This is a genomic window from Thioalkalivibrio sp. ALJ4, from assembly GCF_000377225.1.
GTDB lineage: Bacteria > Pseudomonadota > Gammaproteobacteria > Ectothiorhodospirales > Ectothiorhodospiraceae > Thioalkalivibrio.
The window spans coordinates 277,932-292,806 of record NZ_KB897919.1; the positions used below are offsets into that span (position 1 = coordinate 277,932).

General features: G+C 66.1%; 12 protein-coding genes. 4 read left to right on the top strand and 8 right to left on the bottom strand.

Annotated features, from left to right (window positions below; translation table 11 throughout):
* Positions 1 to 29: 29 nt before the first annotated feature.
* From pheA to C936_RS0110855, 6 genes are all read right to left on the bottom strand, one after another.
* Positions 30 to 1,088 (bottom strand): prephenate dehydratase, encoded by a 1,059-nt coding sequence (gene pheA, locus C936_RS0110830; protein WP_018174335.1) that lies wholly within the window; start codon positions 1,086 to 1,088, stop codon positions 30 to 32.
* 60 nt (positions 1,089 to 1,148) lie between these two features.
* Complete coding sequence (locus C936_RS0110835) at positions 1,149 to 2,312, bottom strand: 3-phosphoglycerate dehydrogenase family protein (RefSeq protein ID WP_018174334.1); 1,164 nt, start codon at positions 2,310 to 2,312, stop codon at positions 1,149 to 1,151.
* Between the two features lie 38 nt (positions 2,313 to 2,350).
* Positions 2,351 to 3,436 (bottom strand): 3-phosphoserine/phosphohydroxythreonine transaminase, encoded by a 1,086-nt coding sequence (serC, locus tag C936_RS0110840; RefSeq protein ID WP_018139263.1) that lies wholly within the window; start codon positions 3,434 to 3,436, stop codon positions 2,351 to 2,353.
* Positions 3,433 to 6,045: a DNA gyrase subunit A gene (gyrA, locus tag C936_RS0110845; protein WP_018174333.1), complete on the bottom strand. Its 2,613-nt coding sequence runs from the start codon at positions 6,043 to 6,045 to the stop codon at positions 3,433 to 3,435. The genes serC and gyrA overlap by 4 nt, the downstream gene beginning before the upstream one ends.
* A gap of 141 nt (positions 6,046 to 6,186) precedes the next feature.
* On the bottom strand, positions 6,187 to 7,263 hold the full coding sequence (mtnA, locus tag C936_RS0110850) for an S-methyl-5-thioribose-1-phosphate isomerase (protein ID WP_018174332.1): 1,077 nt from the start codon (positions 7,261 to 7,263) through the stop codon (positions 6,187 to 6,189).
* A gap of 12 nt (positions 7,264 to 7,275) precedes the next feature.
* Positions 7,276 to 9,606, bottom strand: coding sequence for a DNA internalization-related competence protein ComEC/Rec2 (locus tag C936_RS0110855; RefSeq protein WP_018649524.1), 2,331 nt, complete (start codon positions 9,604 to 9,606; stop codon positions 7,276 to 7,278).
* A gap of 113 nt (positions 9,607 to 9,719) precedes the next feature.
* On the opposite strand from C936_RS0110855, the gene C936_RS0110860 reads away from it, so the two are divergent.
* Positions 9,720 to 10,289 carry a DUF2062 domain-containing protein gene (locus C936_RS0110860; protein ID WP_018139259.1) on the top strand — a complete coding sequence of 190 codons (570 nt, stop codon included), beginning with the start codon at positions 9,720 to 9,722 and terminating at the stop codon, positions 10,287 to 10,289.
* 68 nt (positions 10,290 to 10,357) lie between these two features.
* On the opposite strand, the gene C936_RS0110865 is transcribed toward C936_RS0110860, so the two are convergent.
* Both C936_RS0110865 and C936_RS0110870 read right to left on the bottom strand, forming a co-directional pair.
* On the bottom strand, positions 10,358 to 11,071 hold the full coding sequence (locus tag C936_RS0110865) for an ABC transporter ATP-binding protein (RefSeq protein ID WP_026278836.1): 714 nt from the start codon (positions 11,069 to 11,071) through the stop codon (positions 10,358 to 10,360).
* Entirely contained in the window at positions 11,064 to 12,314 is a 1,251-nt protein-coding gene (locus tag C936_RS0110870; protein WP_012982598.1) for a lipoprotein-releasing ABC transporter permease subunit, read from the bottom strand. The genes C936_RS0110865 and C936_RS0110870 overlap by 8 nt, the downstream gene beginning before the upstream one ends.
* Positions 12,315 to 12,405: 91 nt before the next feature.
* Here C936_RS0110870 and C936_RS0110875 point away from each other — a divergent pair, with 91 nt between their 5' ends.
* The 3 genes from C936_RS0110875 to C936_RS0110885 are packed head-to-tail and all read left to right on the top strand — an operon-like array spanning position 12,406 to position 14,777.
* Complete coding sequence (locus C936_RS0110875) at positions 12,406 to 12,804, top strand: hypothetical protein (RefSeq protein WP_018139256.1); 399 nt, start codon at positions 12,406 to 12,408, stop codon at positions 12,802 to 12,804.
* A complete protein-coding gene (locus C936_RS0110880; protein ID WP_038038758.1) occupies positions 12,801 to 13,871 on the top strand; it encodes an agmatine/peptidylarginine deiminase in 1,071 nt (356 codons plus the stop codon). The genes C936_RS0110875 and C936_RS0110880 overlap by 4 nt, the downstream gene beginning before the upstream one ends.
* 6 nt (positions 13,872 to 13,877) lie before the next feature.
* Positions 13,878 to 14,777 (top strand): carbon-nitrogen hydrolase, encoded by a 900-nt coding sequence (locus C936_RS0110885; RefSeq protein WP_018174328.1) that lies wholly within the window; start codon positions 13,878 to 13,880, stop codon positions 14,775 to 14,777.
* Positions 14,778 to 14,875: the final 98 nt, after the last annotated feature.

Genomic DNA, 14,875 nt, shown 5'->3' on the forward strand with positions numbered 1-14,875 from the left:
GCGAGCGTGTGCATGAGTCAGTGTTCCCCTCAGGTAGCGGCCTGAGGATAGCTCCCCAGCACCTTGACGGTATCGGCGGTCTGGCGCAGCTGCTCAAGACAATCCTGGATTGCCGGATCCTTCTGGTGGCCCACCAGATCCAGGAAAAACACATAGGTCCACTGGGTACAGCGCGAGGGCCGGGACTCGATCCGGGTCAGGCTGATGCCGGCCTCTGCGATCGGCTTGAGCAGTGCATACAGCGACCCTGGCCGGTTCGCGGTACTGAGCATGATTGAAGTCCGGTCCGCACCACTCGGCTCGGTGGACGCGGTGCCAATAATCAGGAAGCGCGTGGTGTTGTCCGCGCGATCCTCGACATGCTGCACCCGCAGTGGAACACCATAGTGCTCGGCGGCCACGCGGCTGGCGATCGCCGCGCTTTCCGGATCTTTCGCCGCGACCTCCGCCGCCCGCGCGTTGGAGGACACCGCCTCGCGCTCCGCGTGTGGGAGGTGGGTGTCCAGCCACTGCCGGCACTGGGCCAGCGCCTGGGCGTGCGCGCGGACACGGCGAACCTGGCTCAGGTCTTCGGCCTGCGCCAGAAGATGATGATGGATCGGCGTCACGGCCTCGCCGCAGATCTGCAGCGGCGAATCGAGGAAACAGTCCACGGTATGCGTGACCACGCCCTCGGAGCTGTTCTCGATCGGCACTACACCGAACTGCGCCCGCCCGGCTTCCACCGCGCCAAACACCTGATCGATCGAGGTCAGCGGGGTGGTCTCCACCGCATGACCAAAGTGCTTGCGTGCCGCCAGGTGGGTAAACGTACCCTCGGGGCCCAGATAGGCGACCGTCAGCGGGTGCTCGAGCGCCAGGCACTCGGACATGATCTCCCGGAACAGCCGGACCACGGCCTCGCCGGACAAGGGTCCGGGATTTTCCTCGCGCACGCGTCGCAGGATCTCGGCCTCGCGCTCCGGCCGGTAGAAGACCGGATTCGGCTCGAAGTCGCGCTTGACCCGCGCGACCGCCTCGGCGCAGCGTGCACGCTCGCTGAGAAGCTCCAGCAACTGCCCGTCCAGCGCGTCGATGCGGTTGCGCAAGGACCCGAGGTCTTCCGGCCCCGTAGCGGCTTTCGGCGATGGCCCCTTCTTCGTCACGATCTACAGCACCCGTGCGCGCAGCACGCCATCAATCTGCAGCAACGCATCCAGCGTGGACGGGTCGGGCTTGCCGTCCACGTCCAGAAGCGTATACGCGAGATCCCCACGGGAATCGTTCATCAGGTGCAGGATGTTCAGGTTGGATTCGCCCAGGACATGCGAGATGCGCGCCACGCGATCCGGGAGATTGCGGTTGACCACCGCGATGCGGGTGTCGCCCTTGCGGTCCAGCACCAGGGTCGGCAGGTTCACCGAATTGACCACATTGCCGTTCTCGAGATAGTCGCGCAGCTCGTCGGCGATCATCACCGCGCAGTTATCTTCCGACTCGGTCGTCGAAGCCCCCAGGTGCGGCAGCGTGATGACCCGCGGGTGGCCCAGCATGTTGGGCACCGGGAAGTCGGTAATGTAGGCGTGCAGCCGCTCGGCATCGAGCCCTTCGCGCACGGCCTCGTCATCGACGATGCCCTCGCGCGCCAGGTTCAGCACCATCGCGCCTGGATTCATACCAGCCAGCCCCTTGGCATTGACGATATGGCGAGTGTTCTCGGTCAACGGTACATGTACCGTCACCGCGTCGGCACCCTCCAGGGCAGCTTCCACGGAGCGCGCCCGCTCGATGTCCGAATCGAGGCGCCAGGCATTCTCGACCGTGACCTTGGGGTCGAAACCCACGACTTCCATGCCGAGGGCCTTGGCCGCATTAGCCACGCCGACACCGATGGCGCCCAGTCCCAGCACGGCGAGCTTGCGCCCGGGCAGTTCGAAGCCCGTGAACCGCTTCTTGCCGTGTTCGACCGCGGCCATGAAGTCGTCCTTGCTCGGGTCCAGCTCCTGCACATAGCCGGCCGCCGGGAGCAGATTGCGCGCGCCCAGCAGCAGGCCGGCGATCACCAGCTCCTTGACGGCATTGGCATTGGCCCCGGGCGCGTTGAATACCGCAACCCCACGGTCCGACAGCGCCGTGACCGGGATATTGTTCACCCCGCTGCCAGCCCGCCCGACGGCCAGCACGGACTCCGGGATATCGACATCGTGCAGATTGAACGAGCGCAGCATCAGCGCGTCGGGCTGATTGATGTCCGAGGCGACCTCGTAACGGTCCCGCGGGAAGCGATCCAGCCCGCGTATGGCGATATTGTTGTAGGTCTGTATGCGGTACATCCGGGTCCTCCGTGATCGGTTACCCCAGGGGGACACGCTCAGGCGTGGCGGTTCTCGAAGTCCGCCATGAACTCGATCAGCGCGTCCACAGCACTCTCCGGCACGGCGTTGTAGATGCTAGCGCGCATACCGCCCACCGAACGATGCCCTTTCAGCGACGACAGCCCGGCGGCATCGGCCTCGTTCAGGAACGTACCATCCAGCGAGTCGTCCGCGAGGATAAACGGCACGTTCATCCACGAACGCGCATCCGGCTCAACCGGGTTGCGATAAAACGCCGAGTTATCCACGAAATGATAGAGCTTCTCGGCCTTGCGCTGGTTGATCTCGGCCATCTTGTCCAGCCCGCCCTGCTCCAGAAGCCACTCGAAGACCAGTCCCGCCAAGTACCAGCCGAAGGTCGGCGGCGTGTTGTACATGGAGTCGTTTTTCGCCTGCAGCGTCCAGTCGACCACCGCCGGCAGATTCGGATTCGACTCTTTGTCCAGCAGGTCATTGCGAACAATCACCACGGTCAGCCCGGCGGGCCCGATGTTCTTCTGCGCGCCCGCGTAAATCACGCCAAATTTCGACACGTCGATCGGGCGCGAGAGGATGGTGGAGGACATGTCCGCCACCAGCGGCTTGCCCCCGACATCCGGGACCTCGTGAAACTCCACGCCACCGATCGTTTCGTTCGGGGTGTAGTGCACGTAGGCGGCATTCGGGTCCAGATTCCAGCTGTCGCGCGCCGGGATCGAGGCGTAGCCACTGGCCTGCGAGCTGGCGACGATGTTCACCGGCCCGAACTTCTGGGCTTCCTTGATCGCCTTGCCCGACCAGGCCCCGGTGTCGATGTAGTCCATCGGTTTTCCGCCCGAGTGCAGGTTCATTGGGATCGCCGCAAACTGGCCGGTCGCCCCACCCTGCAGGAACAGCACACTGTAGTCGTCCGGAATGTTCATCAGCTTGCGCAGGTCTTGCTCCGCCTTCTCGGCAACCTGCATGAACGGCTTGCCGCGATGGCTCATCTCCATAACCGACATCCCGGCGCCATGGAAATCGATCAGTTCTTCGCGTGCCCGTTCCAGGACCGCCTGCGGCAGCGCAGCCGGCCCCGCACTGAAGTTATGCACTCGGCTCATTCCGGATCTCCGTTGTCCATGGTGTTCTGCGTGGATTCGTCGTCCTCGCTGTCGCTGTCGTCGTCCAGGTCTTCATCCTCGCCCTGCAGCTTTTCGACCCGGGCCAGTTCCACCAGGCGCTCGCCCTCGTCCAGGCGGATCAGCCGCACACCCTGCGTATTGCGCCCGATCAGCGGGATCTGGTCCACCGGTGTACGCACCAGCGTACCGCCCGTGGTGATCAGCATCGCCTCGTCGTCTTCCAGCACGCGCGCGGCCCCGACCAGTGGCCCGTTGCGCCCCTCGGTCTGGATCCCGATCACGCCCTGGCCGCCACGACGGTGGACCGGGAATTCGTCGAAGCGAGTCCGCTTGCCGTAGCCGTTCTCGGTGGTCAGCAAGGCGGCACCCTCGGCGACATTGAGCAGCGCAATCACGCGATGATCCGATTCCATGCGCACGCCGCGCACACCGCAGGCGGTACGGCCCATCGGCCGCACGTCGTTCTCGGAGAAGCGCACTGCCTTGCCGGCCGTGGTAACGAGCATTACGTCCATCTGGCCATCGGTAAGCGAAACGTCCACCAGGTAATCGTCGTCGCGCAGATCCACCGCGATGATCCCGGTCGAGCGGCGGCGCGAGAAGTCGGTCAGCGGGGTTTTCTTGACCGTTCCGCGCGCGGTCACCATGAACACATAGTGGTCCGGGTCGTACTCGCGCACCGGCAGGATGGCGTTGATTCGCTCGTCCGCTTCCAGCGGCAGCAGATTCACGATCGGCTTGCCACGCGAGGCGCGCGAACCCTGCGGCAGTTCATAGACTTTCAGCCAGTAGACCCGCCCGCGGCTGGAGAAACACAGCACCGTGTCGTGCGTGTTCGCGACCAGCAACCGGTCGACAAAGTCCTCTTCCTTGAAGCTCGCGGCCGCCTTGCCGCGACCGCCTCGGCGTTGCGCGCGGTAGTCGGCCACCGGCTGGTACTTCACATAGCCGGCGTGGGAGAGCGTCACCACGACGTCTTCCTCGCCGATCAGGTCTTCCAGGGTGAGGTTCGCCTGGCGCTCGCGGATCTCGCTACGGCGTTCGTCGCCGAACTGCTCGGCCACGGCCAGCAGTTCGTTGCGGATCTCCTGCTGCAGGCGCTCCCCCGAACCGAGAATGTCGAGCAGGTCCTCGATCAAGTCGAGCAGCTCGCGGTATTCGTCGAGGATCTTGTCCTGTTCCAGCCCGGTCAGACGGTGCAGGCGCAGATCCAGAATCGCCTGCGCCTGGGCCTCGGACAGGCGATAGCCGTCGTCGCCCACGCCGTAGTCCTCTGCCAGATCCTCCGGACGCGAGGCGCTGGCCCCGGCCCGGTCGAGCATGTCGCTGACCACGCCCAGCGGCCAGCTGCGCGCCAGCAGGCCGGCCTTGGCCTCGGCCGGGTTGGGGGCGGCACGGATCAGTTCGATCACCGGGTCGATGTTGGCCAGCGCGATCGCCAGGCCTTCCAGGATATGGGCGCGCTCGCGCGCCTTGCGCAGGTCGAAGATCGTGCGGCGGGTAACCACCTCGCGGCGATGCCGCAGAAAGGACTCCAGCACCTGACGCAGATCCAGCACCTTCGGCTGGCCGTCAACCAGGGCGACGATGTTGATGCCGAAGACGTTCTGCATCTGCGTGTGCATGTACAGGTGGTTCAGGACCACCTCGGCCATCTCGCCGCGCTTGAGCTCGATGACCAGTCGCATGCCGTCCTTGTCCGACTCGTCGCGCAGCTCCGAGATGCCGTCGATGCGCTTTTCCTTGACCAGCTCGGCGATCTTCTCGGTCAGGCGGGCCTTGTTCACCTGGTACGGGAGTTCGGTGACGACGATCGCCTCGCGCTGTCCGCCCTCCAGCGGCTCGACATGCGAGCGCGCCCGGATCAGCACCCGGCCACGACCAGTGCGATAGGCCTCGCGCACGCCTTCCACGCCGTTGATGATCCCGGCCGTCGGGAAATCGGGGCCCGGCACGTGCTCCATCAGACCTTCGATGGATATCTCCGGGTCATCAATCAGCGCCACACAGGCGTTGATCACCTCGCGCAGGTTGTGCGGCGGGATGTTGGTCGCCATCCCCACCGCGATGCCGGCGGAGCCGTTGACCAGCAGGTTGGGAAACTTGCTCGGCAGTACCGCCGGCTCCGTCTCGGAGCCGTCGTAGTTGTCGATGAAGTCGACGGTTTCCTTGTCGATATCGGCCAGCAGCTCGGCCGCGATGCGCGCCATGCGCACCTCGGTATAACGCATGGCCGCCGGGGAATCACCGTCAATGGAGCCGAAGTTGCCCTGCCCGTCGGCCAGCATGTAGCGCATCGAGAACGGCTGCGCCATGCGCACGATGGCGTCGTAGACGGCGGAGTCACCATGCGGGTGGTATTTACCGATCACGTCACCGACCACGCGCGCCGACTTCTTGTACGGCTTGTTGTAGTCGTTGCCCAGCTCGCGCATCGCGTAGAGCACGCGGCGATGGACCGGCTTGAGGCCGTCACGGACATCGGGGAGGGCCCGGCCCACGATTACGCTCATCGCGTAATCGAGGTAGGACTGCTGCATCTCGTCTTCGAGATTGACCGGGAAGATTTCCTTGGCAAATTCAGCCATCGAGGGTTACGCCGTCCGTCTGAACAAGCTCGCGATCATACCACAGGGGTAACCACTGGGACCTAGCAAATGGGCCTGAAATCGCCCCTCCGTAGCTCTCAGCCGGGGTGTACCACTGTGAAACACCGTGATCCGGCGCTGTCAGCCCTCCACAACAGGCTCTCCAGCGACGGCTTTCCGCCGCAGGGCGGCCAGTTTGTCCCGATCCGGCGCCTCGACCACACCGTGCTCGGTCACGATCGCGTCGACCAGGTGCGCCGGCGTGACGTCGAACGCCGGGTTGTAGGCCCGGGCGCCGTCCGCGGCCACGCGCTTCCCGGCGAGCGCCAAAACCTCGCCTTCGGCGCGCTGCTCGATCGGGATACCCTCCCCGTCCGGCATGTCGAAGTCGATGGTCGACAACGGGGCCGCGACCATAAAGCGCACGCCGTGGGCACGGGCCAGGAGGGCCAGCCCATAGGTGCCGATCTTGTTCGCCACATCGCCGTTCGCCGCAATGCGGTCGGAACCCACGATCACCCAGCCGACGCGTCCGGAACGCAGCAGACTGGCGGCCGCCCCTTCGCACAGCAGCTGTACCGGGATACCGTCATGCACGAGTTCCCAGGCGGTCAGCCGGCTCCCCTGGAGCCACGGGCGGGTCTCGTCGGCAAAGACCTCGGTCACCCGACCCTCGTCCCAGGCCGCGCGAATCACCCCCAGGCCCGTGCCATAGCCCCCGGTGGCCAGCGAACCCGTATTGCAGTGGGTCAGCACCGCATGTCCCGGCTCAATCAAGGAAGCCCCGTGCCGCCCCATGCGACGGTTGCCCGCGATGTCGTCGTCCAGCATCTGCCGGGCCGCGGTCGTAGTCGCCTCTATGGCGGCCTCCGGATCCGGGGCGCCATCGACCTCCCGGGCCATGCGGTCCAGTGCCCAGAACAGATTCACCGCCGTGGGCCGCGAGGCCCGCAGGCGATCCATGTCCGCGGCCACGCGCTCGCGCCAGTCGTCCCGCCCCCGGGCTTTCTGGCAGGCCAGCACGACCCCGAACGCGGCCGTGATCCCGATGGCGGGCGCACCGCGCACGACCATGTCGCGTATCGCGGTCGCCACCTCGCCGGCATCGGTGTAGCACTGGCGCACGGCCTCGCCCGGCAACAGGCGCTGGTCGAGCAGATAGAGGTTGCCGTCTTCAAAGCGAATCGGGCGGATCGTGTCGGAGCGGTGTTCGGTCATGGCGTTATTCTATCAGGGCTCATTTCGGTCAGGGCTTATTGGATGCCAGAATCGCAGCCGCGGACGGCCTGTCGCCGGAGCACTGTCGAGTTGGGTACTGCTCGTGACCAGCGCCCCGCTGCGCCCAGTCTCGTACAGGGGAATACCGCTTAGCTCCAGCCGTTTCCGTGCCTCGTCGGGCAAACCGGCACCCTCGGCAGTCGTCGCAGCCCAAACCTGACCGGGCGGGAATTGCGCCAGCCAGTCGTCCTGCAGGGCGCGCGGGTTGGAAGTCCTCGGCGCTACCAGCAAGTCAACCGCAAATCCTGCGGTGCCCCGACGCATCACGGCCTCGCCGAGACCATCCACCCCGCCCATAACCAGCAGGGTCGCGTCCGCCCCCTCCACCTTCAGCACACAGGACGCGGACGAGTCGTCATTCCAGCCCGGCGGCGGATGGAGTACCTCGAAGCGCACACCGTCCCAGTTCCACTGATCCCCCTTTTCGCAACGTTCGTCAGTGCCATGGCTCACCGGGGTGCGCCGCAGCGTGCGCCTCACCGAGATCTGTTCCCGGACTGCCGCCACGCCGCCAGCGTGCCCGGCATGCTCGTGCGTCACCATCAGCGTGTCCAGGGAGCGGATGCCGCCCGCCCGCAAGGCCGGCACCACAATCCGGTCACCCGCGCTGAAGCCGCCCTCCCGGCCCGGACCCGCATCAATTAACAGCGCGTGTCGTCGGGTCTCGACGATGGTGGCCTGCCCGGCGCCAACGTCCAGGACCTGAACGCGCCACTGCCCGGCCGCAAAGTCCGGGCGCAACGGCGCGACCAGGGCGATCGCAGCCACTGCAATCCAGGGCGCCAATCGCCGGGCGAGCGGCTGCAAGGCCAGGAAAACAGCCACCCCGCCCAGCAGGGACGCGGCCACCGGCACATGGCGCTGGTCCACCAGGACAGGGATCCCTGCCAGTGCCTCGAGCGTCATCACCAGCAGTGCCAACAGGCCATCCGCAATGCCTAATAACAAGCCACCTGCGGCCGGCCACCCCCACGCGAGCAAGGAACCGACCAGCAACAACGGCAGGATCAGTAGCGTCACCATCGGCACCGCGACCAGGTTGGCCACGGGTGCGACCCAGGACCCCAGCTGGAACCAGGCCAGACTGAGCGGCAGCATCGCAATCGCCAGCACGACCTGGATGCGCAGGCCTTCGCGCCAACCGGTCGCCCCGACCCGACCCTGCAACAGCAGCAGGATCACGGCCACTGCGCCGAACGAGAACCAGAACCCCGGGGCCAGCACGCTCGGTGGGTGCACAATCAGCACCATGGCCGCGGCAAGGGCCAGGGCGCGCCAGGCAACACCCTCGCGACGCGACAGCACCGCAAGCGTGAACGCAATCAGCATCAGCAAAGCCCTTTGGGTCGGGATGCTGAAACCGGCGAGTACCGCATAGCCCGTGGCGGCCACCAGCCCGACCACACCCATGAACAGCCAGCGCCGCAGCCGTCTTATAACGGCCACCCCGGACCACAACCATCCGGCAATGCCGCCGGCAAACCCCGCCACCAGGGCCACATGCAACCCGGAAATCGCCATCAGGTGATTCGTCCCGGTGTGTAGAAAGGCCTGCCATTCACTCTCGGTCATGGCCTGACGATTGCCGATGACCAGCGCCTGCACCAGGCCCGGGTGACGCAAATCCGGTGCCGCGCGCTCCAGACGTGCCTGCATTGCGGCCCGAAGGCGGTGCATGATCACGCGGCCCCTGGCCCCCTCGTGCACGCCTGCCAGTGGGGTAACGGAACGCGCAACGGCGCTGCCGTGCATCCCCTCGCGGTAGAACCAGCCTGCGGCATCGAATCCCCCGGGGTTGCGGGGACCGTCGACACCACGCAATCGCAAGTCCAGCCGCAGCGAATCACCCACCTGTATCGCCGGCCGCGCGGGGAAGGTGCTCACCCACAACTCGCGGCCTGCAAGCTCCAGCCCCGGGCTGCCCTGCTCGATCTCCGACACCCCAACCCGGAACCGGCTGCGCCGCTCCCCGTGCTCCGGCAAACTGACCACCTGTGCCCGCACCGAGACCTCGGCTCCCGACCACTCGGGACCCACGACCTTGCCCGACCAGTCCGTCGCATGCGGGAGTGCCAGCCACACGGCCGCGAGCAACCCCAGCGAGGCTGCTGGCAACCACGTGAAAGGAGAACCTCGCCGAGCCGCCTGGACCCAGCCAAGTGCGACCAGCGCGCCAGCGACAGGCAGGAGCACTCTCAATGGACCTTCGAGCAAGACAGGCAGGACGGGGAGCTGGTGCAACCCCCAAATACCGGCGATCAGACCCAGCACCGCGACCATCATGGCGCACGGTCCCGTCCAGGAAGAGTTGGAATCCTCTCCCCAGGGCCCAGCCCTAGCAGGTAGGATGCACGCCCAGGATTGGGCCTGCGAGAGTCCGACAGATACCCACAGACATGGCGAAGCACATCATCAGAAGGCTGTTCCCCGGCATGGAGGGCGTGCGCGGCCATCGCGCACTCTCCCCACTGGGGCCGCGCCTGCGGTCTCCGGATCTGTGGCATCTGAACCGCCGCTCCGTGGCTGGTGCGTTTGCCGTTGGGCTGTTCGTGACCTTCCTGCCTATCCCTATGCAGATGCTGGTCGCCGCGATTGTCGCGCTGATTGTGCGCGTCAATCTGCCCATCTCGGTAATCCTGGTCTGGATCTCCAACCCGATCACCATGCCCCCCATGTTGTATATGGCCTATACCGTCGGCCGCAAGCTGCTGGGTGAGCCGCCCCGCGATGTCCATCTCGACTGGAGCTGGGAATGGTTCAGTACCGAGCTGCTGACCATCTGGCAGCCGCTACTGCTCGGCAGCCTGCTCTTCGCGACACTGGCCAGTCTCTCCGGATATCTGCTGGTGCGTGTGCTGTGGCGCGTGAATGTCGTACAGCGCCTGCGGACCCGTCGCGCGTTGCGGCGGTTACGCCAGGAGAGGAACAAGGAAAAGGAAAAAGCGGAAAAAGACGATTCGAGCTGACCGTCGGCGCACAACACACGGTGACTGTAAATCAGCAAGGCTTTGCCCGGCGCTCCCGAGCGGGCGGATCAGTCGTCGGCCAACTGGCCGTGGAAGTGCTCGCGCTCCAGGTGCCCCTTGACCAGCTGTACTGACCGATCCAGCTCGCGCGCCAGGGTGATGTCATGCGTCACCAGCGCCAGCGCAGTGCCGGTCGAACGGTTCATCTCGCGCAGCAGCGCGAACACATGCTGAGCGCGCTCCTGATCCAGGTTTCCGGTCGGCTCGTCGGCCAGGATCGCGGACGGCCGCGTTACCAGCGCCCGCGCGATCGCCACACGCTGGCGCTCGCCCCCCGACAGTTCGGCCGGTTTGTGCGCAACACGGTGCCCGAGGTCGACCTGGCCGAGCCAGTGTTCCGCCTCCTGCCGCGCTCGCCGGCTGGCGACCCCCCGGATCAGCAACGGCAGCGCGACATTCTCGACCGCCGTCAGCTCCGGCAACAGGTGGTGGAACTGATAGACGAAACCGAGGTGCTGGTTGCGCATGCGCCCCCGGCGCGCCTCGCCCATGCGCGACCACTCCTGCCCCAGCAGCCGGACCTCGCCCGCCGTGGGGCGATCCAGTCCCCCGAGCAGATGCAGCAGCGTACTCTTGCCGGAACCCGAGGCACCGATGATCGCCGTCTGGTCGCCCCGCTCCAGGCGAAAATCGACGCCCTGCAGCACGGCCACGTCCAGCTTGCCATCACGGAAACGCCGCTCGACCCCCATGGCCTCCAGTACAGGCACAGTCTCAGTCATGGCGCAGGGCCTCCGCCGGCTGTGTACGGGCCGCCCGCCAGGCCGGGAACAGCGTCGCCACGACGGTCAGCAAGAACGCAATCCCGCCCACCCGAAAGACATCGGATGCTTTCAGTTCCGACGGCAAGTCACTGATGTAGTAGACATCGGCCGCGAGAAACTCGATACCCATCGCGCGTTCGATAAAGGGCACCACGACATCGATATTGAGCGCCAGCGCGACACCGGCGACCGAGCCGAGCAGGATGCCGATCGCGCCGATCACCACCCCCTGGACCACGAACACCAGCATGACCCCCGAGGGGGACAGCCCAAGGGTGCGCAGTATCGCGATATCCCCCTGCTTGTCGGTCACCAGCATGATCAGCGTGGAAACAATATTGAAGGCCGCTACCGCGACGATCAGGGACAGGATGATGAACATCACCATCTTCTCGATCTGGATCGCGCGAAACAGGTTCGCGTGCTGGCGCGTCCAGTCGGACACCCGGAACAGCCCGTCAAGCTGACTGGCCACCTCGCGCGAGACCACACCCGCCCGCATCATGTCCGTCAGGCGCAGGCGCAGGCCGGTGACGCTCTCGCCGGTCTGGAAGACCGCCTGGGCGTCCTGCAGATGAATAAACGCAGTCCCGCGGTCGTACTCGTACATCCCGACCTCGAAGATCCCCGCCACCTCAAATCGTCGCATGCGCGGCATTACACCCGCTGGCGACACCGAGGCCTGTGGCGCCATCAGGATCAGAGAATCGCCTACCCTCACGCGCAGTTCCGCTGCCAGCTCGCGCCCCAGCACAATGCGGTAGGCACCGGGTTCGAGCTGCCCGAGCCGGCCCTGAGTCATGTGCTCGCCGATCCGCGCCACGCGCTCCTCGGCCTCCGGGTCCACCCCGCGGATCAGCGCACCGGAGATGTTCCCGGTGGCACTGAGCATCGCCTCGCCCTGGACATACGGAGCGACCGCCAGTACTCGCTCGTCGATCGTCTCGACCTGCTCCTTCAGCGACTCCCAGTTGCGCAAGCCACCATTCACGTCCTGGATGGTCGCATGCGACGCCATGCCCAGGATGCGATCGCGCAGCTCGCGTTCGAAGCCGTTCATGACCGAGAGCACGGTAATCAGCGCCATCACACCCAGCACCAGGCCGAGGATCGAGACGACCGAGATAAAGGAGATGAAGTGGTTACGCCGTTTGGCGCGCGTATAGCGCAGACCAATGGCGAGCGGGAGCGGGCGGAACATCGAGAAATCATGCCAGAGTTACACGGGCGCGCCTATCCCCGATGGCACAGACTTTCACGATGGGAGGCACAGCCAACAGGATGACGCTACCATGTGGTTTATCGTCCGCGAGCCATCGGAGATTTGTCTCATGCAAGGGAATCATGCAAAGCCAACGCTTACCCGTCCGCGCGGCCTGCTCGCCGTCGCTGCCGCGGCGGTCCTGGTCATGACCACGGCACTGACCCCATTGACCGTCAACGAGGCGCAGGCCGAGATCCTGCGGGGCACAAGCGGAGACTTCGAAGTGCAAACCCGTGAGGGGCTGCCAGCCCGTGGCCAGAGCCAGTCCGGGGTGCGCAGTCGTCATGGCGAGCCCAGCCAGCGCCATCCCACGGTCGGTGATCCGCCGATCACCCGCTGGGACTACAGCGATTTCTCTGTCGTGTTCGAGGGCGAATACGTGCTGCACAGCATCGTGCACGGCGAACAGACCCCGCGTCGGCCGTGACGGGCGGCGCATCTTCCCCCCATACCCGGCGTCTACCAGCAGAGTGGGAACCGCAGGCCGGTGTTCAGCTCACCTGGCCGCATAGCGGTACCGACTGGGCCGGAGAACTCGACCGGGTCCACCCTGTCTTTGCCACCCTCGCGGCTGCGATCAGCCGTTTCGAGCCGGTGGTGATCGTCGCCCGCGACCCGGAACACATCGAAGAGATCTCCGGATTTCTGGTCGAGGCCGCCATCCGCAACGACCGTCTGTGGTTCGCGCTGGCCGACTCCGACGACACCTGGGCTCGCGACCATGGCCCGATTACCGCTCTGGAAGGGCCGCAGCCCCGCCTGCTCGACTTCACCTTCAACGGCTGGGGCGGCAAATTCCCTGCAGAGCATGACAACGCGATCACCACTGCCCTGGCCCAGCAGGGCGTCTTCGGCCCGAACGTGCCGGAGCCCATCGCAATGGTGCTGGAGGGTGGCAGCATCGAGTCCGACGGCGACGGCACCCTCCTGACGACTGCCCAATGCCTGCTGCAGCCAACACGCAACCCGGATCTGGACAAGGCGGCGATCGAGCGCCGCCTGCACGAGCATCTGGGCACACAACGGGTCCTGTGGCTGGAACATGGCCACCTCGAAGGGGACGACACCGACAGCCACATCGACACCCTCGCCCGCTTCTGCAGCCCGGATACGATCGCCTATGTCCAGTGCGACGACCCCGATGATCCGCACCACGGCGAACTGGCGGCCATGGAGGAGGAACTCCGCTCGCTGCGCCAGGCCTCCGGCGCGCCCTACCGGCTGATTCCCCTGCCCTGGCCTCGCCCGCAGCGCGGCCCCGATGGCCAGCGCCTGCCGGCGACCTACGCAAACTTCCTGATCCTCAACGATGCCGTCCTGATGCCGGCCTACGACGACCCCGCCGATGCCATCGCGCTCGATCGCCTGACCGAGGCCTTTCCGGGGCGCGAAATCGTGGAAATCGACTGCCGGGCCATCATCCGTCAGGGTGGCAGCCTGCACTGCCTGACCATGCAATACCCCAAGGGCGCCCTTGGCATCCCGGAAGACTGATCTGTGATGACGACCGATACCCTTCCCGTGGCCCTGATCCAGCACCGCGATGCCGGGAGCGTCGAGGCCAACCTGGACGCGACCGCCCAGGCCGTAGCCGATGCCGCGGCGGGCGGGGCTCGCCTGGTCGTGCTGGCCGAGCTGCACACCGGCCCCTACTTCTGCCAGACCGAAGACCCGGGGGTCTTCGACCGCGCCGAGCCCATCCCCGGCCCGTCCACCAGGCGCCTGGGACAGATCGCCCGCGACAACGCCGTGGTGCTCGTGACCTCGCTGTTCGAGCGGCGCGCAGCCGGCGTTTACCACAACACCGCGATCGTCTTCGAGGCCGATGGCCGCCCGGCGGGCCTTTACCGCAAAATGCACATCCCGGACGACCCCGGGTATTACGAGAAGTACTACTTCACCCCGGGTGATACCGGCTTCGTCCCGATCGACACCTCGGTCGGCCGGCTGGGCGTGCTGGTCTGCTGGGACCAGTGGTATCCGGAGGCCGCGCGCATCATGGCCCTGTCCGGGGCGCAATGCCTGATCTACCCGACCGCCATTGGCTGGGACCCGCGCGACGAGGCGGACGAGCAGACCCGCCAGCGCGAGGCCTGGATCACCGTCCAGCGCGGCCACGCGGTCGCGAACAACCTGCCGGTCCTCGCCTGCAATCGCACCGGACACGAAATGGACCCGTCAGAGACCAGTCCCGGGGCCCGGTTCTGGGGCACCAGCTTCGTTGCGGGCCCGCAGGGCGAGTTCCTGGCGCAGGCGGGCGAGGATCAGCCCGAGACCCTCCGCGCCACCCTGGACCTGGGCCGCACCGAGGCGGTCCGCCGGATGTGGCCCTTCCTGCGCGACCGTCGCATCGACGCCTACAGCCCGATCCTCAAGCGCTACATCGACCGCACGGACTGACCGCTACCGGCTAATTCAGCGCCTTCCCGACGGGGTTCCGCCGCAAACAGGATCGAATCCGTATAATGCCGGCCCGTTTTCCCGGATTCTCGACACTG

What these genes read in the sequence shown, in the direction of transcription:
- C936_RS0110885 (WP_018174328.1), top strand. Translation starts at nt 13,878, where the DNA reads ATGACGACCGATACCCTTCCCGTGGCCCTGATCCAGCACCGCGATGCC.
- mtnA (WP_018174332.1), bottom strand. Translation starts at nt 7,263, where the DNA reads ATGACCGAACACCGCTCCGACACGATCCGCCCGATTCGCTTTGAAGAC.
- C936_RS0110835 (WP_018174334.1), bottom strand. Translation starts at nt 2,312, where the DNA reads ATGTACCGCATACAGACCTACAACAATATCGCCATACGCGGGCTGGAT.
- C936_RS0110870 (WP_012982598.1), bottom strand. Translation starts at nt 12,314, where the DNA reads ATGTTCCGCCCGCTCCCGCTCGCCATTGGTCTGCGCTATACGCGCGCC.
- C936_RS0110865 (WP_026278836.1), bottom strand. Translation starts at nt 11,071, where the DNA reads ATGACTGAGACTGTGCCTGTACTGGAGGCCATGGGGGTCGAGCGGCGT.
- serC (WP_018139263.1), bottom strand. Translation starts at nt 3,436, where the DNA reads ATGAGCCGAGTGCATAACTTCAGTGCGGGGCCGGCTGCGCTGCCGCAG.
- C936_RS0110875 (WP_018139256.1), top strand. Translation starts at nt 12,406, where the DNA reads ATGTGGTTTATCGTCCGCGAGCCATCGGAGATTTGTCTCATGCAAGGG.
- gyrA (WP_018174333.1), bottom strand. Translation starts at nt 6,045, where the DNA reads ATGGCTGAATTTGCCAAGGAAATCTTCCCGGTCAATCTCGAAGACGAG.
- C936_RS0110860 (WP_018139259.1), top strand. Translation starts at nt 9,720, where the DNA reads ATGGCGAAGCACATCATCAGAAGGCTGTTCCCCGGCATGGAGGGCGTG.
- C936_RS0110855 (WP_018649524.1), bottom strand. Translation starts at nt 9,606, where the DNA reads ATGATGGTCGCGGTGCTGGGTCTGATCGCCGGTATTTGGGGGTTGCAC.